Annotated in this window: 18 protein-coding genes and 4 tRNA genes; 9 read left to right on the forward strand and 13 right to left on the reverse strand. The window is 72.7% G+C overall.

Annotated elements, in window-relative coordinates; genetic code table 11:
• Nucleotides 1–86 precede the first annotated feature (86 nt).
• The 8 genes from BLT67_RS01375 to BLT67_RS01410 form a co-directional block, all read right to left on the reverse strand.
• Nucleotides 87–1,025, reverse strand: coding sequence for a DMT family transporter (locus BLT67_RS01375; RefSeq protein ID WP_231945531.1), 939 nt, complete (start codon nucleotides 1,023–1,025; stop codon nucleotides 87–89).
• 12 nt (nucleotides 1,026–1,037) lie between these two features.
• Nucleotides 1,038–1,643: a pyridoxal 5'-phosphate synthase glutaminase subunit PdxT gene (gene pdxT, locus BLT67_RS01380; RefSeq protein ID WP_231945532.1), complete on the reverse strand. Its 606-nt coding sequence runs from the start codon at nucleotides 1,641–1,643 to the stop codon at nucleotides 1,038–1,040.
• 2 nt (nucleotides 1,644–1,645) lie between these two features.
• Nucleotides 1,646–2,536 (reverse strand): pyridoxal 5'-phosphate synthase lyase subunit PdxS, encoded by an 891-nt coding sequence (gene pdxS, locus BLT67_RS01385; RefSeq protein ID WP_092665185.1) that lies wholly within the window; start codon nucleotides 2,534–2,536, stop codon nucleotides 1,646–1,648.
• 32 nt (nucleotides 2,537–2,568) lie between these two features.
• Entirely contained in the window at nucleotides 2,569–3,087 is a 519-nt protein-coding gene (locus BLT67_RS01390; RefSeq protein WP_092667455.1) for an HIT family protein, read from the reverse strand.
• Nucleotides 3,088–3,245: 158 nt separating this feature from the next.
• The gene (gene thrS / locus BLT67_RS01395; protein ID WP_231945675.1) at nucleotides 3,246–5,153 is read right to left on the reverse strand and encodes a threonine--tRNA ligase; all 1,908 of its coding nucleotides are present in this window, start codon (nucleotides 5,151–5,153) and stop codon (nucleotides 3,246–3,248) included.
• Between the two features lie 139 nt (nucleotides 5,154–5,292).
• Nucleotides 5,293–5,367: transfer RNA gene (locus tag BLT67_RS01400), tRNA-Val, on the reverse strand.
• 16 nt (nucleotides 5,368–5,383) lie between these two features.
• Nucleotides 5,384–5,454, reverse strand: a tRNA-Cys gene (locus tag BLT67_RS01405).
• Between the two features lie 37 nt (nucleotides 5,455–5,491).
• Nucleotides 5,492–5,563, reverse strand: a tRNA-Gly gene (locus BLT67_RS01410).
• Between the two features lie 147 nt (nucleotides 5,564–5,710).
• On the opposite strand from BLT67_RS01410, the gene BLT67_RS01415 reads away from it, so the two are divergent.
• Nucleotides 5,711–5,782 (forward strand) — tRNA-Val (locus BLT67_RS01415).
• Nucleotides 5,783–5,866: 84 nt separating this feature from the next.
• Here BLT67_RS01415 and BLT67_RS01420 read toward each other — a convergent pair.
• Nucleotides 5,867–6,262, reverse strand: coding sequence for a four-helix bundle copper-binding protein (locus BLT67_RS01420; RefSeq protein ID WP_157674094.1), 396 nt, complete (start codon nucleotides 6,260–6,262; stop codon nucleotides 5,867–5,869).
• A gap of 73 nt (nucleotides 6,263–6,335) precedes the next feature.
• Here BLT67_RS01420 and BLT67_RS01425 point away from each other — a divergent pair, with 73 nt between their 5' ends.
• Nucleotides 6,336–7,013, forward strand: a complete 678-nt coding sequence (locus BLT67_RS01425; protein ID WP_092665193.1) for an SDR family NAD(P)-dependent oxidoreductase — start codon at nucleotides 6,336–6,338, stop codon at nucleotides 7,011–7,013.
• Nucleotides 7,014–7,017: 4 nt separating this feature from the next.
• Here the strand turns inward: BLT67_RS01425 and BLT67_RS01430 are convergent, their stop codons facing one another.
• Together BLT67_RS01430 and BLT67_RS01435 are read right to left on the reverse strand one after the other, a co-directional pair.
• Nucleotides 7,018–7,497 (reverse strand): DUF4126 family protein, encoded by a 480-nt coding sequence (locus tag BLT67_RS01430; RefSeq protein ID WP_092665196.1) that lies wholly within the window; start codon nucleotides 7,495–7,497, stop codon nucleotides 7,018–7,020.
• A gap of 85 nt (nucleotides 7,498–7,582) precedes the next feature.
• Complete coding sequence (locus BLT67_RS01435) at nucleotides 7,583–8,809, reverse strand: ammonium transporter (protein ID WP_092665199.1); 1,227 nt, start codon at nucleotides 8,807–8,809, stop codon at nucleotides 7,583–7,585.
• 166 nt (nucleotides 8,810–8,975) lie between these two features.
• Here BLT67_RS01435 and BLT67_RS01440 point away from each other — a divergent pair, with 166 nt between their 5' ends.
• Nucleotides 8,976–10,184 (forward strand): Na+/H+ antiporter NhaA, encoded by a 1,209-nt coding sequence (locus BLT67_RS01440; protein ID WP_172801954.1) that lies wholly within the window; start codon nucleotides 8,976–8,978, stop codon nucleotides 10,182–10,184.
• A gap of 18 nt (nucleotides 10,185–10,202) precedes the next feature.
• Here the strand turns inward: BLT67_RS01440 and zapE are convergent, their stop codons facing one another.
• Nucleotides 10,203–11,207 carry a cell division protein ZapE gene (gene zapE, locus BLT67_RS01445; protein ID WP_092665202.1) on the reverse strand — a complete coding sequence of 335 codons (1,005 nt, stop codon included), beginning with the start codon at nucleotides 11,205–11,207 and terminating at the stop codon, nucleotides 10,203–10,205.
• Nucleotides 11,208–11,330: 123 nt separating this feature from the next.
• Between zapE and BLT67_RS01450 the strand changes: the two genes are divergently transcribed.
• The gene (locus BLT67_RS01450; protein ID WP_231945533.1) at nucleotides 11,331–12,221 is read left to right on the forward strand and encodes a sulfurtransferase; all 891 of its coding nucleotides are present in this window, start codon (nucleotides 11,331–11,333) and stop codon (nucleotides 12,219–12,221) included.
• Nucleotides 12,218–12,646, forward strand: coding sequence for a SufE family protein (locus BLT67_RS01455; protein WP_092665208.1), 429 nt, complete (start codon nucleotides 12,218–12,220; stop codon nucleotides 12,644–12,646). Before BLT67_RS01450 ends, BLT67_RS01455 begins: the two co-directional genes overlap by 4 nt.
• Before the next feature lie 106 nt (nucleotides 12,647–12,752).
• On the opposite strand, the gene BLT67_RS01460 is transcribed toward BLT67_RS01455, so the two are convergent.
• Complete coding sequence (locus BLT67_RS01460) at nucleotides 12,753–13,943, reverse strand: alpha/beta hydrolase family protein (RefSeq protein WP_092665211.1); 1,191 nt, start codon at nucleotides 13,941–13,943, stop codon at nucleotides 12,753–12,755.
• Between the two features lie 22 nt (nucleotides 13,944–13,965).
• Between BLT67_RS01460 and BLT67_RS01465 the strand changes: the two genes are divergently transcribed.
• The 4 genes from BLT67_RS01465 (at nucleotide 13,966) to BLT67_RS01480 (ending at nucleotide 19,224) form a co-directional block, all read left to right on the forward strand.
• A complete protein-coding gene (locus BLT67_RS01465) occupies nucleotides 13,966–14,562 on the forward strand; it encodes a DUF3000 domain-containing protein (RefSeq protein ID WP_092665214.1) in 597 nt (198 codons plus the stop codon).
• A 31-nt stretch (nucleotides 14,563–14,593) separates the two neighbouring features.
• Nucleotides 14,594–15,805 (forward strand): HRDC domain-containing protein, encoded by a 1,212-nt coding sequence (locus BLT67_RS01470; protein ID WP_092667457.1) that lies wholly within the window; start codon nucleotides 14,594–14,596, stop codon nucleotides 15,803–15,805.
• Between the two features lie 93 nt (nucleotides 15,806–15,898).
• Nucleotides 15,899–17,083: a thiolase family protein gene (locus BLT67_RS01475; protein ID WP_092667458.1), complete on the forward strand. Its 1,185-nt coding sequence runs from the start codon at nucleotides 15,899–15,901 to the stop codon at nucleotides 17,081–17,083.
• Nucleotides 17,083–19,224: a 3-hydroxyacyl-CoA dehydrogenase NAD-binding domain-containing protein gene (locus BLT67_RS01480; RefSeq protein WP_092665217.1), complete on the forward strand. Its 2,142-nt coding sequence runs from the start codon at nucleotides 17,083–17,085 to the stop codon at nucleotides 19,222–19,224. Before BLT67_RS01475 ends, BLT67_RS01480 begins: the two co-directional genes overlap by 1 nt.
• Nucleotides 19,225–19,262 lie beyond the last annotated feature (38 nt).

The raw sequence follows: 19,262 nt of genomic DNA on the forward strand, positions 1-19,262 counted from the left end.
AGCCGGCGCCGATGCAACCGGTGCCGATGCGGCCGGTGCCGATGCGACGGGCGCGGGCGGCACCGCGGCGCCGCCCGCGGCTGCGGTCAGGGCGTCGCGACCGCGGGGGTGCGCGGGCGCTGGCCCACGAGGATGCCGGCGCCGATCACGATCGCGGCGCCCGCGATCTGCCACACGCCGAGCCGCTCACCGAGCACGAGCACGCCGAGCAGCACCGCGACGACCGGGATGAGGTAGGTGACCGTCGCCGCGACCGTCGGCCCGACGGCGCGCACGACCTCGAACTGCAGGATGTAGGCGACGCCGGTGCCGATCGCGCCGAGCGCGACCACCGCGGCGAGGGCGAGCGGGAGCGAGGCGGCCGGGCCGTGCACCGCGACTGGTGACCACCCCTCGACAGAGCTCCACACGAGCAGCGCGGCGAGGGTCATCGGCAGGCCGGTGATCATGAGGGCGGTCGGATGCGCGAGGCCCGGCACCTCGGTGCGCCCCAGCAGGCGTCGGTTGAGCGTCCAACCGACGCCGTAGGACGCGGCGCCGAGCACCGCGATCCCGAAGCCGAGCAGGTCGGGCCCGCTCTCGGCCGTCCACGGCTGCGCGATGAGCACGACGCCGACGAGCCCGAGGAGCACAGCCGCGAGCTTGCGCGACGTGAGGCGGTCGCTCGGCAGCAGCAGGAGCGCGAAGAGCACGGTCGAGATCGGCGTGATCGCGTTCGCGAGCCCCGCGGCGGCCGACGAGATGCGGGTCTCGGCGACGACGAACGCGGTGAACGGCAGCGCGGTGAGGAAGAGCGAGCACACCGCGAGCAGGCCCCATGTGCGCGCGTCGCTCGGCAGCCGGGTGCGCGAGGCGGCGGCGAGCGCCGCGAGCGTCGCTGCGGCGATCGCGACGCGCGCGGTCGCGATCTGCATCGGATGGAGCGCCTCGAGGCCGAGCTTCATGAGCAGGAAGGACGAGCCCCAGATGACGGCGAGCGCGATCCACAGCGCCTGCCAGGGGATGCGGCTGAGCCGGTCGGTCACCGCAGCATCCGATCACGCACCGCTGACATGCGCGACGCGGTCGAGGAAGCGCCGGTGGAAGCGCAGCTCGCCGCCGACCTCCGGGTGGAACGCCGTCGCGAGGAGCGCGCCCTGCTCGACGGCGACGACGCGCCCGTCGACCGCGGCGAGCGGCCGGACCGCTGGCCCCACGCGCTCGACCGCGGGCGCCCGGATGAAGGTCGCGTGCACGGGCGGCTCCCCCAGCACGGGCACCGCGAGGTCGGCCTCGAACGAGTCGACCTGGCTGCCGAACGCGTTCCGGCGCGCGTCGATGTCGAGCCCGCCGAACGGCAGCTGCGACGGCAGGCCGTCGAGGATGCGGTCGGCGAGCAGGATGAGGCCCGCGCACGTGCCGTAGACCGGCATGCCCGCGCCGATGCGCGCGATGATCGGCTCGCGCAGGCCGAAGATCCGCGCGAGCTTGTCGATGACGCTCGACTCGCCGCCGGGCAGCACGAGGCCGTCGACCTCGGCGAGCTGCGCGGGAGTGCGCACGAGCGCCGTCTCGGCGCCGAGCGCCGCCAGCACGGCGACGTGCTCGCGCACGTCGCCCTGCAGGGCGAGCACTCCGACGCGCGGCGCGCGCCGGTCGGCCACGGCTACCAGCCGCGCTCGGCGAGGCGGTGCGGGGCGGGAAGGTCGGCCACGTTGATGCCGACCATCGCCTCCCCGAGCCCGCGAGACGCATCCGCGATCGCCTTCGGGTCCTCGAACGCGGCGGTCGCCTTGACGATCGCGGCCGCGCGGCGCTCGGGGTCGCCCGACTTGAAGATGCCCGAGCCGACGAAGACGCCGTCGGCGCCGAGCTGCATCATCATCGCCGCATCGGCGGGCGTCGCGACACCGCCGGCCACGAAGAGCACGACCGGCAGGCGGCCCGCCTCGGCGACCTCGGCGACGAGCTCGTACGGCGCCTGCAGCTCCTTGGCGGCGACGAACAGCTCGTCCTTCGAGAGCGACGAGAGGCGGCGGATCTCCTGGTTGATCGTGCGGATGTGCTTGGTCGCCTCGGAGACGTCGCCCGTGCCGGCCTCGCCCTTCGAGCGGATCATCGCCGCACCCTCGGTGATGCGGCGGAGCGCCTCGCCGAGGTTGGTCGCGCCGCAGACGAACGGCACGGTGAAGGGCCACTTGTCGATGTGGTTGACGTAGTCGGCGGGGCTCAGCACCTCGGACTCGTCGATGTAGTCGACCTCGAGCGCCTCGAGCACCTGCGCCTCGACGAAGTGGCCGATGCGCGCCTTCGCCATGACGGGGATCGAGACCTCGGCCTTGATCGCGTCGATGAGGTCGGGGTCGGACATGCGCGCGACGCCGCCCTGGGCGCGGATGTCGGCGGGCACGCGCTCGAGCGCCATGACGGCGACCGCGCCGGCGTCCTCGGCGATCCGCGCCTGCTCGGGGGTGACGACGTCCATGATGACGCCGCCCTTCAGCATCTCGGCGAGGCCGCGCTTGACGCGCGCCGAGCCGGTGGTGTTCTCGGTCATGATGTGTCTTTCGTGAGGGCTGCGTCCGGGGATCACGCCGGCCAAGCCGCCTGGATGTCCTGGCGCATGTCCTCCAGCAGGATGGGCAGCGCCTTCGTCTTCGCGATGATCGGGAAGAAGTTCGAGTCCAGCGTCCATCGCGGCACGATGTGCTGGTGCAGGTGGTCGGCGATGCCGGCGCCGGCGATGCGGCCCTGGTTCATGCCGATGTTGAACCCCTGGCAGCGCGTGACCTGCGAGAGCACGCGCATCGCCGTCTGCGTCAGCACGGCCATCTCGGCGACCTCCTCGGTCGTTGCCTGGTCGTACATGCCGACGTGCCGGTAGGGGCACACCATGAGGTGCCCCGTGTTGTAGGGGTAAAGGTTCAGGAGCACGAAGCACGTCTCGCCGCGCGCGACGATGAGGCCCTGGTCGTCGCTCAGCTCCGGCGCGCGGCAGAACGGGCACGCGTGCTCGTCGGGCATCTGGCCGTTCTGGATGTAGACCATCCGGTACGGCGTCCAGAGCCGCTGGAACGCATCCGGCACCCCCGGCAGCTCGCTCGACATCTGCGTGGGCGCGCCCCACGCGTGCTCGGCGACGAGCGGCTCCTCCTGGTCGGGGGCGGGCACGAAGCCGGGCAGCGAGTCTCGGCGCGCGGCGGCCCGCTCGGCGGGCTCGTCGAGCGCCGGGTCGCCGCCGCGGCGGGTCGCGTCGCCGTGCTCGGTCACACGTGGGCCTTCGTCTCGATCGCCTCGAGGATGCGCGCGACCGCCTCGTCGACGGGCACGCCGTTGTCCTGCGTGCCGTCGCGGAACCGGAACGAGACGCTCCCGGCGTCGCGGTCCTGGCCGCCCGCGATGAGCTGGAAGGGCACCTTCTGGAGCGTGTGCGTGCGGATCTTCTTCTGCATCCGCTCGTCGGACCGGTCGACCTCGACGCGCACGCCGTGGCCGCGCAGGCGCGCGGCGATCTCTTCGAGGTAGTCGGCGTACTCCTCGGCGACCGGGACGCCGACGACCTGCACGGGCGCGAGCCACACGGGGAACGCGCCGGCGTAGTGCTCGAGCAGGATCGCGAAGAAGCGCTCGATCGAGCCGAAGAGGGCGCGGTGGATCATGATCGGGCGCTGCTTCGAGCCGTCGGCCGCCGTGTATTCGAGCTCGAAGCGCTCGGGCAGGTTGAAGTCGAGCTGCACGGTCGAGAGCTGCCACGAGCGGCCGATCGCGTCGGTCACCTTGAGGTCGATCTTCGGGCCGTAGAACGCGGCCTCCCCCGGCTCCTCCACGACCTCGAGCCCGGAGGCCCTCGCCACGCGCCGCAGCGCATCCGTCGCCGTCTCCCAGACGGCCTCGTCGCCGATCCACTTCTCCTTCTCGTCGTCCCGCATCGAGAGCTCGAGGCGGAAGTCGGTCAGGCCGAAGTCCCCCAGCAGCGAGAGCACGAACTCGAGGACCTTCGTCGTCTCCTCCTCGAGCTGCTCGGGGGTGACGAACAGGTGCGCGTCGTCCTGCGTGAAGCCGCGCACGCGCGTGAGGCCGTGCAGCGCGCCCGAGAGCTCGTTGCGGTACACGGTGCCGTTCTCGGCGAGGCGCAGCGGCAGGTCGCGGTAGCTGCGCGCGGTCGACCGGTACACGAGGATGTGCATCGGGCAGTTCATGGGCTTGAGGTAGTAGTCCACCCCGGCCTTCGTCACGTTGCCCTCGTCGTCGCGCTCCTCGTCCATGTGGATGGGCGGCCACATCCCCTCGCCGTAGGTGACGAGGTGGTTCGACGTGACGAAGAGGTCGCGCTTGGTGATGTGCGGTGTGTAGACGTAGCTGTAGCCCTGCTCGATGTGGCGGCGGCGCGCGTGCTGCTCCATCTCGCCGCGCGCGATCGCACCCTTCGGGTGCCACACCGACAGGCCCGAGCCGATCTCGTCGGGGAACGAGAAGAGGTCGAGCTCGCGGCCGAGCTTGCGGTGGTCGCGCTTCGCGGCCTCCTCGAGGCGCTCCTGGTAGGCGCGCAGCTCGTCCTTCGTCGGCCACGCGGTGCCGTACACGCGCTGCAGCTGCGGCTGGTCGGTCTTGCCGCGCCAGTAGGCGCCCGCGACGCGCGTGAGGGCGAAGCCGTTGCCGATCAGCCGGGTCGAGGGCAGGTGCGGCCCGCGGCAGAGGTCCTTCCAGGCGACCTCGCCCGTCTTCGGGTCGACGTTGTCGTAGATCGTCAGCTCGCCCGCGCCGACCTCGACGGATGCGCCCTCGGCGGCCTTCGCGGCGCCGCCCTTGAGCCCGATGAGCTCGAGCTTGTAGGGCTCGTCGGCGAGCTCGGCCCGCGCCTCGTCGTCGGTCACGACGCGTTGCACGAAGCGCTGGCCGGCCTTGACGATGCGCTGCATCTCCTTCTCGAGCGCCTTCAGGTCGTCGGTGGAGAGCGCGTCGACGTCGAAGTCGTAGTAGAAGCCGTCCTGGATGGGCGGGCCGATGCCGAGCTTCGCTTCGGGGTTCACGCGCTGCACGGCCTGCGCGAGCACATGCGCGGCGGAGTGGCGCAGGATGTCGAGCCCATCGGGGCTGTCGATCGTCACCGGCTCGACCGTCTGGGTCTCGGTCACCTCGCGGGCGAGGTCCTGCAGCTCGCCGTCGACGCGCATGGCGACGACGGCACGGTCGGTGAAGAGATCGAATCCGGTGGTCACCGCTCTATCGTAGGCGGGCCGCACGTGCCGTGACGTCGCGTGTCCGCGCGCACGCGGAGACGACGAAGGCCCCGGCAGTGCCGGGGCCTCGAGGTGGTGGGCGATACTGGGTTCGAACCAGTGACCTCTTCCGTGTCAGGGAAGCGCGCTACCGCTGCGCCAATCGCCCGCTTGGGGTGTGATCGAGGTGGAGACGGGATTCGAACCCGCGTAGACGGCTTTGCAGGCCGCTGCCTCACCACTCGGCCACCCCACCAGGTGGTGTGAGATTGCTCTCCATGAGATTGCTCTCGAGCGGATGACGAGATTCGAACTCGCGACCCTCACCTTGGCAAGGTGATGCGCTACCACTGCGCCACATCCGCGGGGCTCATCGCTGAGCACTCGAATGACTATAGCCCCCGGATCGACCCATGTCCAAATCGGCCCGCCACCCGTGTCGGATGCGGTCCGATGGTCACGAGCACCCTCCCGGATGTGGCAGACTTGTCCGGTCCGCACCGGTGCGGCGAGGGCGATTGGCGCAGTGGTAGCGCGCTTCCTTCACACGGAAGAGGTCACTGGTTCGAACCCAGTATCGCCCACCGCCTGGGGCCGGCATCGTCGAGATGCCGGCCCCTTCTTCGTCCTGAGGCGCCTTCCTCGGGCGCCGTCTTCAGGCGCCTTCCTCAGGCGGCGCAGGCCTCGGCGCAGCGCTCGCACTCCTCCGCGCACGCCCGGCAGTGCTCGGCATCGTGGCGTCGGCACTCGGCCGCGCACGCCCGGCACACCGCGGCGCACGCGGCGAGCAGGGCGGACACGGCGTCGACCGGCATCGCGCCGCGCTCGAGCACGCTCGCGACCGCCTCGCACACCTCCGCGCAGCTCTCACAGGACGCGGCGCAGTCGTCCATGCCCTCCCGGCGGTCGGCCTCGGCGCATCGGCGGCACTCCTCGGCGCAGCGCCGGAGCGCCTCGATGTGCTCGGCGTGCGATCCCGGATCGGTCCCGGCGGCACCTGCGCTGTGGTCGTGCTCCATGTCCACTCCTCTCCGAGCGCACCGGGCGGCGCGCTCGCGGGGCACGGTACGCGGGTGCGAGCGGCACCGGAACCCCGCATCCGGCAGGTGCGCACCGCGCGAGGACTACCGTGGCGGCATGGATCTGCAGCTCACCGACCACGTCGTCCTCGTCGTCGGCGGCACGGGCCTCATCGGCCGCGCCGTCGCCCGCACGCTCGCAGAGGAGGGAGCCGTCGTCGTGACCGCGGCCCGCGGCGAGGGCGCCGACCTCCGGCTCGACGCCGCCGACGACGCGTCGGTGGAGGCAGCCGTCGCACAGGTGCTCGAGCGGCACGGCCGCATCGACGGCCTCGTCGTCGCCGCCGCCCCGCCGGCGCAGACCCTCGACCCCGCGCGCGCGAGCGACCCCGCGCAGGTCGCGCAGGCGGTCGACGGCAAGGCGATGACGTTCCTGCGCATCGCGAACGCCGTCCTCCCCCACATGCGTGCGGCCGGCTCGGGCCGCGTCGTCGGCGTGAGCGGCCAGAACGCCCTCATCACCGGCAACATCACCGGCGCCGTGCGGAACGCCGCGCTCATCATCGCGGCGCAGAGCCTCGCCGACGAGCTCGCGGGCACGGGTGTGGCCGTGAACGTCGTCAATCCCGGGCCGGTGACCGATGACGCCCGCGCGGAGGTCGCGCTCGGGAAGCCCGGCGAGTCGACGCCGCAGCAGGTCGCCGACCTCGTCGTCATGCTGCTCTCGCCCCGCATCGCCGTCTCGAGCGAGTCGATCGCGAGCGGCCACCGCGTCCGCGGCGCCGTCGCGCTGTGACGCCCTAGGCGCCGATCGACGCGCGCGCGAGTGCGATCGCCGCGGCGTCCTCGAGCACGGCGACCGCCGGGTCGGGCAGCGGGGTGCGCTCCACGACCGCCGAGCGCACGGCGAGCGCGGCCATCGCGCCGAGGACGGCGCCGAGGGCACCGAGGACGGCACCGCGCGCGACCCGGCGACCCGCATCCACACCCGCCTCGGACGCGAGCGCGGCACCCGCGATCGCGCCGAGAGACGCGCGGCCGAGCAGCGCCGGCGGGGCGAGCCGCGAGGGGGCGGCGGGCGACTTGTCGCCGACGAGCTCGAGGGCGGCCATGCCGGTGATCGCGGCGCGCCCCACCCGGCTCCGCAGCACCGGCCAGCGGCGCCAGCCGCGTGCGCCCGGGGCGCGGTCGTGCGTGCGGGCGAGGGCCGCCAGCGGCGTGAAGGAGCGCATCCCTGCGCTCACGCCCAGCAGCAGGATCCGACGAGTGGAGGCGCTCATGCGGCCCAGCCTCGCATCCGCGCGCTGCGAGCGCCAGGCACGAGCGGAGGGGCCGGCATCGCCGACCCCTCCGCACCGCGTCGCGTCAGACGCGCTCGAGCTCGTACTCGTAGGCGGCCTCCCCGTGCACGACGCGGTCGACCCCCGCGACCTCGTCCTGCTCGGTGAGGCGGAAGCCCATCGTGCGCTCGATCGCGAAGCCGATGAGGAACGCGACGACGAACGCGTAGACCATGACGCCGACCGACGCGAGCAGCTGCACGACGAGCTGCCCGAAGCCGCCGCCGAGCAGCAGGCCCGTACCGTTCGCGAAGAAGCCGAGGTAGACGGTGCCGAGCATGCCGCCGACGAGGTGGATGCCGACGACGTCGAGGGAGTCGTCGAAGCCGAGCTTGTACTTGAGCTCGACCGCGAGGGCGCACAGCGCGCCCGAGAGCGCACCGAGCAGCAGCGCCCATCCGGGCGTGAGGTTCGCGCACGCCGGGGTGATCGCGACGAGGCCCGCGACCGCGCCCGACGCCGCGCCGACCGACGTGGGCTTCCCGTCCTTCAGCTTCTCCACGACCATCCACGCGCAGATCGCGGCGGCGGTCGCGCCGAGGGTGTTGATCGTGATGAGGCCCGCGCCCTCGAGCCCGTTGAGCCACTCGGCCCCGACGTTGAAGCCGAACCACCCGAACCACAGGATGCTCGCGCCGAGGATCACGAACGGCACGTTGTGCGGCTTGTGGGCGCCCTTGGTGAAGTCGACGCGCTTGCGCAGCACGAAGGTGAGGGCGAGGGCCGCGGCGCCGGCGTTGATGTGCACGGCCGTGCCGCCCGCGTAGTCGATGACGGCGGGCAGGCCCAGCAGGTCGCCGAGCGAGTACGCCCAGCCGCCGCCCCAGACCCACGCGGCGATCGGGAAGTAGCCGAGCGTCGCGAAGACGCCCGCGAAGAGCATCCACGCGCCGAACTTCGCGCGGTCGGCGATCGCGCCGGAGATGAGCGCGACGGTGATGATCGCGAAGGTCGAGCCGTACGCGACGCCGATGAGATCGGTGTTCGCGCTCTCGCCGGCGGCCATCGCGGCGAGGCCGAAGTCGCTGAACGGGTTGCCCGAGAACGCGAAGGGCGTCTCGACCGCCGCCATGTTGTAGCCGTAGAGGATCCACAGCGTGCCGACGAGCCCGATCGCGCCGAACGACATCATCATCATGCTGATGACGCTCTTGGCGCGCACGAGGCCGCCGTAGAAGAACGCCAGTCCGGGCGTCATGAACAGCACGAGTGCTGTCGCGACGACGCCGAAGGCCATGCTGCCTGCATCCACGAGGTGCTCCTTGGGGTGTGTCCGACGGGGATGCCCCGAGCATGCTCCCGGCGCGTTTCGCGGTCGGTGCCGCTCACGTTTCGGGTGGGTTACGGATGCGCACGCCGTGTTTCGCGGACGTGTCCGGGATGTCTGACCGGTGCGGGCCCGGTGGGAGGATGGGCCCATGAACCTGTCGTGGATCCGGAACCCGCAAGTCTCGGCGATGCTGCTGCTCGGCGCCGCGATCCTCGGCCTCGTGCTCGCCAACACCGCGCTCGGGCCCGCGCTCGACGCCGCGAAGCACGCGCACCTCCCCTTCACGATCCTCGGCCTCGACCTCTCCGCTGCCCACTGGGTGACCGACGGCCTGCTCGTCGTCTTCTTCTTCGTCGTCGCGGTCGAGCTGCGCTACGAGTTCACGCAGGGCGACCTCAACTCGATCGCGAAGGCGGCCGTCCCGACGATCGCGGCGCTCGGCGGCGTCGCGCTGCCGGCCATCATCTACTTCACCGTCGCGGGCGAGGACGGCGCGCAGGGCTGGCCCATCCCGACCGCGACCGACATCGCCTTCGCCCTCGGCGTGCTCGCGCTCTTCGGACGCCGCCTCCCGACCGCCGTGCGCGCCCTGCTGCTCGCGCTCGCCGTCATCGACGACCTCATCGGCATTCTCTTCATCGCCGTGTTCTTCACCGAGCAGGTCGAGGTCCCCTACCTCGCGCTCGCCGCCGTCGGCGTCGTCGCCTTCTGGGCGCTCGGCCGCGTGTACCGGGGCCGTCGCGGCAGCTGGCCGCTGCGCATCGCGCTCGTGCTCGTCGCGGTCATCACGTGGTGGCTCGTGGCGATGAGCGGCATCCACGCGACGATCGCCGGCGTGCTGCTCGGCCTCGTGCTCGCGCCCGCACCGGCCGAGTCGGCCCGCCTCAAGCTCGAGCCCTTCTCGAACGGCGTCGTGCTGCCGCTGTTCGCGTTCACCTCCGCGTCGGTCGCGATCCCGCAGGTGCCCATCACCGAGCTGAGCGGCGTGTTCTGGGCGATCGTGATCGCGCTGCCGGTCGGCAAGCTCTTCGGCGTCACGATCGCGGGCCTCGTCGGGCAGGCCGCGCTGCGCGTGCCGAAGGCCGACCGGCTGCGGCTGCGCGAGCTCATCGGCATCGGCCTGCTCGCCGGCATCGGGTTCACGGTCTCGCTGCTCATGAACGAGCTCGCCCACCGCAGCGCCGAGGAGCTCATCGTCGAGGGCACGCTCGGCGTGCTCACCGGCTCGCTCATCTCGGCGGTGCTCGGCGGCGCGTACGTCGCGCTGCTCAGCCGGCGCTACCCGCCGGTCGACGCCGCGGAGCGCTCGTCGAGCGACGCGCAGGAGCAGCTGCGGCGCACGGACGCCGAGGGCTGAGCGCGCAGCGCCCCGCCGCTACTCCTGGTGCGCGAGGGCGACGAGGCGCGAGATCGCTCGCAGGTACTTCTTGCGGTAGCCGCCGCCGAGCATCTCGTCGCTGAAGACCTCGGAGAGCGTCGTGCCCGTCGCGCGGATCGCGACCTGCGCGTCGTACAGCCGGTCGACGAGCGCGACGAAGCGGAGCGCGTCGTTCTGGTCGTGCAGCACGCGCACGTCGCGCAGGCCCAGCGCGTCGACGTCGCGCACGAGCCCGACGTAGCGCGACGGGTGCACGGTCGCGAGGTGCCGCACGAGCGCGTCGAAGTCGTCGAGCGCGACCGCGCCGCCGAGCGCCTCGAGCGCGGGCTCGAGCTCGGCGGGCTCGACGGTCGGCGCGGCGCCGGTGATGTCCCGCTGGCGGTAGTCCTCGCCGTCGATGCGCATGATCTGGAACCGGTCGGCGATCGCCTGGATCTCGCGCAGGAAGTCGGCCGCCGCGAACCGGCCCTCGCCGAGCGCGTTCGGCGGCGTGTTGCTCGTGGCGGCGAGCTTCGTGCCGCCCGCGACGAGCTCGCCGAGCAGCCGCGTCATCACCATCGTGTCGCCCGGGTCGTCGAGCTCGAACTCGTCGATGCAGATGATCGTCGAGCTCGCGAGCTGCCGCACCGCCTCGGCGTAGCCGAGCGCGCCGACGAGCGCGGTGTACTCGATGAACGTGCCGAAGCGCTTGGGGCCGGGCATCGCCTTCCAGAGCGAGGCGAGCAGGTGCGTCTTGCCGACGCCGAAGCCGCCGTCGAGGTAGATGCCGGGCTTGACCTCCGGCGCCTTCTTGCGGAACAGGCCGCCGCGCCTGGGCGACGTCCACGCCTCGGCCAGCTCCTGCATCCGCTCGACCGCCTCAGCCTGCGACGGATGCGCGGGGTCGGGGCGGTAGGACTCGAACGTCGCGTCGTCGAACTGGGGCGGCGGCACGAGGCTCGCCACGATCTGCTCGGCGCTCACCGCGGGGTTGCGCTCGACGAGCGAGATCGGTGCTGGCATGCGGGCTCCTAGACGAGGGCGCGCGGCGCCCGTGGAACATTCGGTGGGAGGATGGCGTTCGCCCCCACGAGCCTACTTCAGGCTCCCGCACCCGACCTGCGTATCGCGCACGAGGAGACCGACGTGACCGAGACCGAGCACCGCTTCGCCCAGTACGCCGCGCCCGAGCGGGTCGTGTCGACCGAGTGGGTCGCCGCGCACCTCGACGACCCGGATGTGGTGATCGTCGAGTCCGACGAGGACGTGCTGCTCTACGAGGTCGGCCACATCCCGGGCGCCGTCAAGATCGACTGGCACGTCGACCTCAACGACCCGGTGCTGCGCGACTACGTCTCCCCCGAGGCGTTCGCGCGGCTGCTCGGCAGCCGCGGCATCGGGCGCGACACGACGGTCGTCTTCTACGGCGACAAGGCCAACTGGTGGGCGACGTACGCGCTGTGGGTCTTCGCGCTCTACGGCCACGACCGCACGCGCATCATGGACGGCGGCCGCGACAAGTGGATCGCCGAGGGCCGCGAGCTCACGCGCGAGGCGCCGCGGCGCGAGCCGGTCGACTACCCCGTCGTCGAGCGCGACGACTCGACGCTGCGTGCCTTCCGCGACGACGTGCTCGCGCACCTCGGCAAGCCGCTCGTCGACGTGCGCAGCCCCGAGGAGTACTCGGGCGAGCGCACGACCGCGCCCGCGTACCCCGAGGAGGGCGCGCTCCGCGCCGGGCACATCCCGACCGCGGCGAGCGTGCCGTGGGGCCGTGCCGTCGCCGAGGACGGCACCTTCCGCTCGCGCGAGGAGCTCGAGGCGATCTACCTCGACGGCGCGGGCCTCCGGGGCGCCGACGACGTCATCGCGTACTGCCGCATCGGCGAGCGCTCGAGCCACACGTGGTTCGTGCTCACCCACCTGCTCGGCCTGCCGGGCGTGCGCAACTACGACGGCTCGTGGACGGAGTGGGGCTCGCTCGTCGGCGTGCCCATCGCCGTCGGCGACGAGCCGGGCGAGGCGCCCGCCCGATGAGCCTCACCCCCGGCCTGCAGCAGACCGTCGACGACTTCCAGGCGATGCCCGAGCAGGATCGCCTGCAGCTGCTGCTCGAGTACGCCGACGACCTCCCGCCGCTGCCGCAGCGCTTCGCCGACCACCCCGACCTGCTCGAGCGGGTCGCCGAGTGCCAGTCGCCGGTCTACCTCTTCGTCGAGGTGGACGACGCGGTCCACGTGCACGCGACGGCGCCCGAGGAGGCGCCGACGACGCGCGGCTTCGCCTCGATCCTCGCCCACGGGCTCGAGGGCGCGAGCGTCGACGCCGCGCTCGCGGTGCCGATCGACATGCCCCGGATGCTCGGGCTCGACCGGGTGGTGTCGCCTCTGCGCCTGCGCGGCATGGTGGGCATGCTCGGCCGCATCCAGCGCCAGATCAGGGAGCACGCTCCGGCCTCGTAGCCCGAGCCTCGTAGGTCGAGGAGCGCGCGGCCGGAGGCCGCACGCGTCACTCCGCAGGTCGAGGAGCGCGCGGCCGGAGGCCGCACGCGTCACGAGACCGGAATCGTCAGCTCGGTGCGCTCATCGACGCAAACCCGATCCCCCGCGCATCCAGCCACTCGCCGATCTCGCGCTCGTAGCGCTCCCGATCGAGGTTCCACAGCTTCGTGTGCCGCGCGCGCTCCCACTCGCGGTAGTCGACGAGGTCGGGCCGCGCGGCGGCGAGCGCGCGCGAGGCGTCCGGCGGCACGTAGCCGTCGTCGGCGGAGTGGAGCAGCAGGATCGGCTGCGACAGGGCGTCCGCGTGCAGCACGTTGTCGAGCTCGTCGAAGTCGAGGCTGCGCGTGCCGCTCAGCGCGGCGGCAGGCGACTCGAGCAGGCCGACGGCGGTATCGACGAGCCACACGGGCATCCGCACGAGGGCGACCTGCAGCTGCAGCGTCGGCCGCCAGCCGACGACGGGCGAGTCGAGCACGATGCCCGCGATGCGCCGGCGGTGGCGCGAGCGGCGAGCGACCTGCAGGGCGATCTGCCCGCCCATCGACCAGCCCTGGAGCACGATGCGGCGGGCGCCGCGCTCGACGGCGATGTCGATCGCCGCCTCGACGTCGCGCCACTCGTCGAGCCCGAGCCGATACTTGCCCTGCCGGCTCGGAGGCGCCTCAGTGTCGTTGCGGTACGAGACGGCCATCACGGGGATGCCGCGCTCGAGGTAGATCGGCGCCGCGCGGATCGTCTCCCGCCGGGTCACACCGCGGCCGTGCACCTGCACGCACCACGTCGACGCATCCTGCTCGCCCATGATCCACGCGGGGGCGGGCCCGACCTCGGTCGGCACGTCGACGCGCTCGACGCGGTCGGTCACCTGCCGCGGCTTGAAGAGGGCGTAGCCCGACCACCGTGCCGAGGCGACGCCCTCGAGCATCGCGCGGGACCGCGCATCCACCGCCCGCGTCACGCTCCGGGCGTCCTCGGCGACGACCTCGCCGAGCACCGCGAGCCGCTCCCCGATCCACAGCGCGTACGTGCCGGGCAGCCCCGTGTCGGGCGTGCGGCCGAGGCGGACGCCCCGCTCGTCGAGGCCGAGCACGACGATGTCGTCGACCTGCTTGCGAGGCGGGGTGACGAGCATCGAGCCGAGCGCGGCCGAGGCTCCCGTGACCGCGAGGGCCGCTCCGGCGACGACCGCGCCGCCCGCGACGAGCGCCCAGCGACCGGCCCGGGTGCCTGCGGCGGCGCGCCTTGTTCCGGTGGTCACGGGGGAATCGTAGTCTTGCCGAGTGGACACGAGCAGTGCAGCCCCCGCCCCTGAGCCCGAGGCGTTCCGCGCCGCGGTCGACCAGCTGCGGCGCGCAGAGCTGCGGAGCGAGCTCTCGGTGCGCGAGATCCCGGCCCCGGGCCGCATCGCGCCGTTCTCGTTCGCGATCGCTGCCGACGTCGGCACCCCCGACCACGGCCGCGACTCCGACCTCGGCACAGGCCGCTTCATCCTCATGCACGACCCCGAGGAGCCCGAGGCGTGGGGCGGCGACTTCCGCATCGTGAGCTTCACCCAGGCCTCGCAGGATCCGGAGATCGGCGTGGACCCGTTCCTCGCCGAGGTGACCTGGACGTACCTGCTGGAAGCCCTCGAGCAGCGCGGCGCGGAGTACCACTCGGAGTCGGGCACCGCGACGAAGATCCTCTCGATCGGGTTCGGCGAGCTCGCCGCGCAGGGCGAAGGCGCCCAGATCGAGCTGCGCGCGTCGTGGACCCCGACCGGTTACGACTTCGGCGCTCACCTGACGGCCTGGACCGACCTGCTGTGCGCGATCGCCGGGCTCTCGGTGCAGCCCGGCGCGACCGGCCTCGACGCGCATCGGCGCACCCGTGGCTGAGCCGGTCGCCGAATCCGCCGCCGAGCCCGAGCTGCCGCTCGCGCAAGCGGTCGGCCCCCTCGAGGTCATCGCCGACGCCGAGTCGCTCAAGGCCGCCGCCGACCGGCTGCACGCGGGCAGCGGGCCCGTCGCGGTCGACGCCGAGCGCGCCAACGGCTTCCGGTACTCGGCCCGCGCCTATCTCGTGCAAGTGCACCGCCGCGGCGCCGGCACCGTGCTCGTCGACCCCGTGGCGGTCGACGACCTCACGCGCCTGCAGGAGGCCATCGGCGGCGAGGAGTGGATCATCCACGCCGCGAGCCAGGATCTGCCGTGCCTGCGCGAGGTCGGCCTCGAGCCCGCGCGGCTGTTCGACACCGAGCTCGGCGCCCGCCTCGCGGGCTTCGACCGCGTGGGCCTCGCCGCGGTGACCGAGCGGCTCGTCGGGCTGCGGCTGCGCAAGGAGCACGGCGCGAGCGACTGGTCGACACGACCGATCCCCCGCAGCTGGCTCGAGTACGCCGCCCTCGACGTCGAGGTGCTGCCGGATGCGCGCGACGCCCTGGCAGAGGAGCTCACGCGGCAGGGCAAGCAGGAGCTCGCCGAGCAGGAGTTCGCGTACGCGCTCGAGCGCCGGCCCAAACCCCCTGCCGCCGAGCCGTGGCGGAGGCTCTCGGGCATCCACGCGATCCGCGACCGTCGGCAGCTCGCCGTCGCCCGCGAGCTGTGGCTCGCGCGCGACGAGCTCGCGCGCGAGACCGACACCGCGCCCGGGCGGCTCGTGCCGGATCGTTCGCTCCTCGCCGCCGCCATCGCCGACCCCGAGTCGAAGGGCCGCCTCGCGGCGCGGAAGGACTTCACGGGCCGCGCGAGCCGGGCCGAGCTCGACCGCTGGTGGGCCGCGATCGAGCGCGGCCGCGCGCGCGAGGAGCTGCCGCCGCTGCGCGTGCGCTCGGACGAGCCGCCGCCCCCGCGCTTCTGGAAGCAGCGCCGGCCCGAGGCCGACGCGCGCCTCAAGGCGGCCCGCGCCGCGGTGCAGGAGGTGGCGGATGCGCTGTCGATGCCGTCCGAGAACCTCCTGATGCCCGACACCCTGCGCCGCGTCGCGTGGGAGCCGACCGAGCCGACGGCCGAGGCGGTCGCGCAGGTGCTGCGCGAGCGCGACGCACGCGAGTGGCAGGTTGCGGCGACCGCACAGAGGATCGCTGCGGCGTTTGTAGAGGCTGACCAAGCCCCCGTCGAGGCCGCGGAGCCGGACTCGTAGGAAGCGGCAACCGCGCCGCCCGCGGTCAGGACGGGTTCCTAGGCTGGTGCCGCAATCACCCACTCAGGAGGCACTGTGGCCAACGACGACGTCGTGTTCGTGGACGGCGTCCGCACCCCGTTCGGGCGTGCGGGCGAGAAGGGCATGTACTGGCGCACGCGCGCCGATGACCTCGCGGTCAAGGCGCTCACCGGGCTGCTCGAGCGCAACCCCGGGCTGCCGCTCGAGCGCATCGACGATGTGGCGATCGCTGCCACCACCCAGACGGGCGACCAGGGGCTCACCCTCGGCCGCACGGTCGGGATGCTCGCGGGGCTGCCCGTGACCGTGCCCGGCTACGCGCTCGACCGCATGTGCGCGGGCGCCATGACCGCCGTGACGACCGTCGCGGGCGGCATCGCCTTCGGCGCCTACGACGTCGCGATCGCCGGCGGCGTCGAGCACATGGGGCGCCACCCCATGGGCCTCGACGCCGACCCCAACCCGCGCTTCGTCGCCGAGAAGCTCGTCTCGATGGACGCCCTCAACATGGGCAAGACCGCCGAGCGCATCCACGACCGCTTCCCGCACCTGACCAAGGAGCGCGCCGACCGCTACGCGATGCGGTCGCAGCACAAGTACGCCGCGGCCCTCGAGGCCGGTCACATCCAGCACGACCTCATCCCCGTCGCGACGCAGTCCGACGCCGGCTGGGGCCTCGCGACCGCCGACGAGGCGCCGCGCCCGGAGACGACGATGGAGGGCCTCGCCGGGCTCAAGACGCCGTTCCGCGACCACGGCCGCGTGACCGCGGGCAACGCATCCGGCCTCAACGACGGCGCGACGATGTCGATCGTCGCGTCGGCCGCCGCCGCGAAGGAGCTGGGCCTCACCACCAAGATGCGGATGGTCTCGTTCGCCTTCGCGGGCGTCGACCCCGACATCATGGGCATCGGCCCTGTGCCCTCGACCGAGAAGGCGCTGCGGAAGGCCGGCCTGTCGATCGACGACATCGGGCTGTTCGAGCTCAACGAGGCGTTCGCGGTGCAGATCCTGTCGTTCACCGACCACTTCGGTCTCGACGACGACGACCCCCGCATCAACCCGTGGGGCGGCGCGATCGCGATCGGCCACCCGCTCGCCTCCTCGGGCGTGCGCCTCATGCTGCAGCTCGCCCGCCAGTTCGAGCAGCGCCCTGACGTGCGCTACGGCGTCACCGCGATGTGCGTCGGGCTCGGGCAGGGCGGCACCGTCATCTGGGAGAACCCCCACCACAAGCGCTACGGGAAGGGCAACTGATGGCCATCCGCGACGAGTTCCCGCTGCTGGCGGCCGCCGAGTTCGACGAGGTCGTCACGCACTCCTACGTGCGCGACGTCGCCCTGCCCTCGGGGCGGCGGCTCGCGCTCGTCACGCTCGACAACGGGCGCGACCACACCCGCCCGTCGACGCTCGGGCCCGCGACGCTCTTCGAGCTCGGCGACGTCCTCGAGGCGCAGCGCGCGCGCGGCGCCGCCGGGGAGATCGACGCGATCGCCGTCACGGGCAAGCCGTACTTCCTCGCCGCGGGCGTCGACCTCTCGAACGTCGCCGACATCCCCGACCGCGCGACCGCGGGCGAGCTGCCCCGCCTCGGCCACCGGGTGCTCGGGCTCCTGCACGAGGCGCCCGTGCCGACCTTCGTGCTCATCAACGGGCTCGCGCTCGGGGGCGGGCTCGAGATCGGCCTGCACGCCGACTACCGCACGATCAGCTCTGCCGCCCCCGCCGTCGCGCTGCCCGAGGTCTTCCTGGGGCTCATCCCCGGCTGGGGCGGCGCCACGATCCTGCCGAACCTCATCGGCATCGAGCGCGCGCTCAAGGTCGTCGTCGAGAACCCCCTCAAGCAGAACCGGATGTTGAAGCCGGCCGAGGCGCTCGAGCTCGGCATCGCCGACGCGATGTTCGGGCCCGCGACGTTCCTCGAGTCGTCGCTGCGGTGGGCCGACGAGGTGCTGGGCGGCCGCAAGGTCGAGCGGCCGAACCAGCCGGGCGCGATCGAGCGCACCGTCAAGTGGCCGATCGCGGTGAAGGTCGCCCGCGACATGCTGCAGCAGAAGATCGGCACGGTGCCGGCGGCGCCGTACCGCGCGCTCGACCTGCTCGAGCTCGCGCGCAAGAACGATCGCGCCGCGGGCTTCGCGGCCGAGGACGAGGCGATCACCGACCTCGCCGTCGGCGACCAGTTCGTCGCGTCGATCTACGCGTTCAACCTCGTGCAGAAGCGCGCCAAGCGCCCCGCCGGCGCGCCCGACAAGGAGCTCGCGAAGCCGGTGCGGAAGGTCGGCATCATCGGCGCGGGGCTCATGGCGAGCCAGTTCGCGCTCCTGTTCGTGCGGCGCCTGCAGGTGCCCGTCGTGATCACCGACCTCGACCAGGGCCGCGTCGACGCGGCGCTCGAGGGCATCCGCGGCGAGATCGACGCGCTCGCCGCGAAGGGCCGCGTCTCGAGCGACGAGCAGCAGCGCCTGAAGGCCCTCATCTCGGGCACGGTCGACAAGGCCGACTTCGCCGATTGCGACTGGGTGATCGAGGCCGTCTTCGAGGAGCTCGGCGTCAAGCAGCAGGTCTTCGCCGAGGTCGAGCCCCACCTGTCGGAGACCGCGGTGCTCGCGACCAACACGTCGGGCCTGTCGATCGAGGCGATGGGCTCGGTGCTCGCGCACCCCGAGCGGCTCGTCGGCTTCCACTTCTTCAACCCCGTCGCCGTCATGCCGCTCATCGAGGTCGTGCAGACGCCCGCGACGGACGACGCGACCCTCGCGACCGCGATGCGAGTGGCGAAGGACCTGAAGAAGAGCGCCGTGATCACCCGCGACACCCCCGGCTTCGTCGTCAACCGCATCCTCGCCAAGCTGCTCGGCGAGGCGATGCACGCGGTCGAGCAGGGCACGTCGTTCGAGGACGTCGTCGAGGCGCAGCGCGCGTTCGGGTTCCCGATGGACCCGTTCGTGCTGCTCGACCTCGTCGGCCTCAAGGTCGGCGCGCACGTGCTCGACACGCACCACGGCGCCTTCCCGGACCGCTTCTTCGAGTCGCACGCGCTGCACGAGCTCGCCGAGGCGGGCGTGCTGCTCGACAAGGACGCCAAGGGCACCGCGAAGGGCATCGACAAGCGCGCCCGCAAGATCGTCGCGAAGCACACGCCGAAGGGCGCCGTGCCGCTCTCGGTCGACGAGCTGCGGCTGCGCATCGAGGACGGCCTCGCCGACGAGATCAAGCGCATGCTCGACGACGGCGTCGTCGCGGCCCCGGAGGACATCGACCTCTGCATGATCCTCGGCGCCGGCTGGCCCTTCCAGATGGGCGGCATCACGCCGTACCTCGACCGCGTCGGGGCCTCGGAGCGCGTCTTCGGCGGCACGTTCCACTCGCCGCGGATCGAGGGCGCCAAGGCCTGAGCCGCACCGCCCGCCGGCACGCGATCCGGCAGACTGGC

The organism is Agrococcus carbonis, assembly GCF_900104705.1.
GTDB lineage: Bacteria > Actinomycetota > Actinomycetes > Actinomycetales > Microbacteriaceae > Agrococcus > Agrococcus carbonis.

Coding starts and splice junctions, on each gene's coding strand:
- pdxS (WP_092665185.1), bottom strand. CDS start 2,536: ATGACCGAGAACACCACCGGCTCGGCGCGCGTCAAGCGCGGCCTCGCC.
- BLT67_RS01390 (WP_092667455.1), bottom strand. CDS start 3,087: ATGTCGAGCGAGCTGCCGGGGGTGCCGGATGCGTTCCAGCGGCTCTGG.
- thrS (WP_231945675.1), bottom strand. CDS start 5,153: ATGCGCGTCGACGGCGAGCTGCAGGACCTCGCCCGCGAGGTGACCGAG.
- BLT67_RS01425 (WP_092665193.1), top strand. CDS start 6,336: ATGGATCTGCAGCTCACCGACCACGTCGTCCTCGTCGTCGGCGGCACG.
- BLT67_RS01430 (WP_092665196.1), bottom strand. CDS start 7,497: ATGAGCGCCTCCACTCGTCGGATCCTGCTGCTGGGCGTGAGCGCAGGG.
- BLT67_RS01440 (WP_172801954.1), top strand. CDS start 8,976: ATGAACCTGTCGTGGATCCGGAACCCGCAAGTCTCGGCGATGCTGCTG.
- zapE (WP_092665202.1), bottom strand. CDS start 11,207: ATGCCAGCACCGATCTCGCTCGTCGAGCGCAACCCCGCGGTGAGCGCC.
- BLT67_RS01455 (WP_092665208.1), top strand. CDS start 12,218: ATGAGCCTCACCCCCGGCCTGCAGCAGACCGTCGACGACTTCCAGGCG.
- BLT67_RS01480 (WP_092665217.1), top strand. CDS start 17,083: ATGGCCATCCGCGACGAGTTCCCGCTGCTGGCGGCCGCCGAGTTCGAC.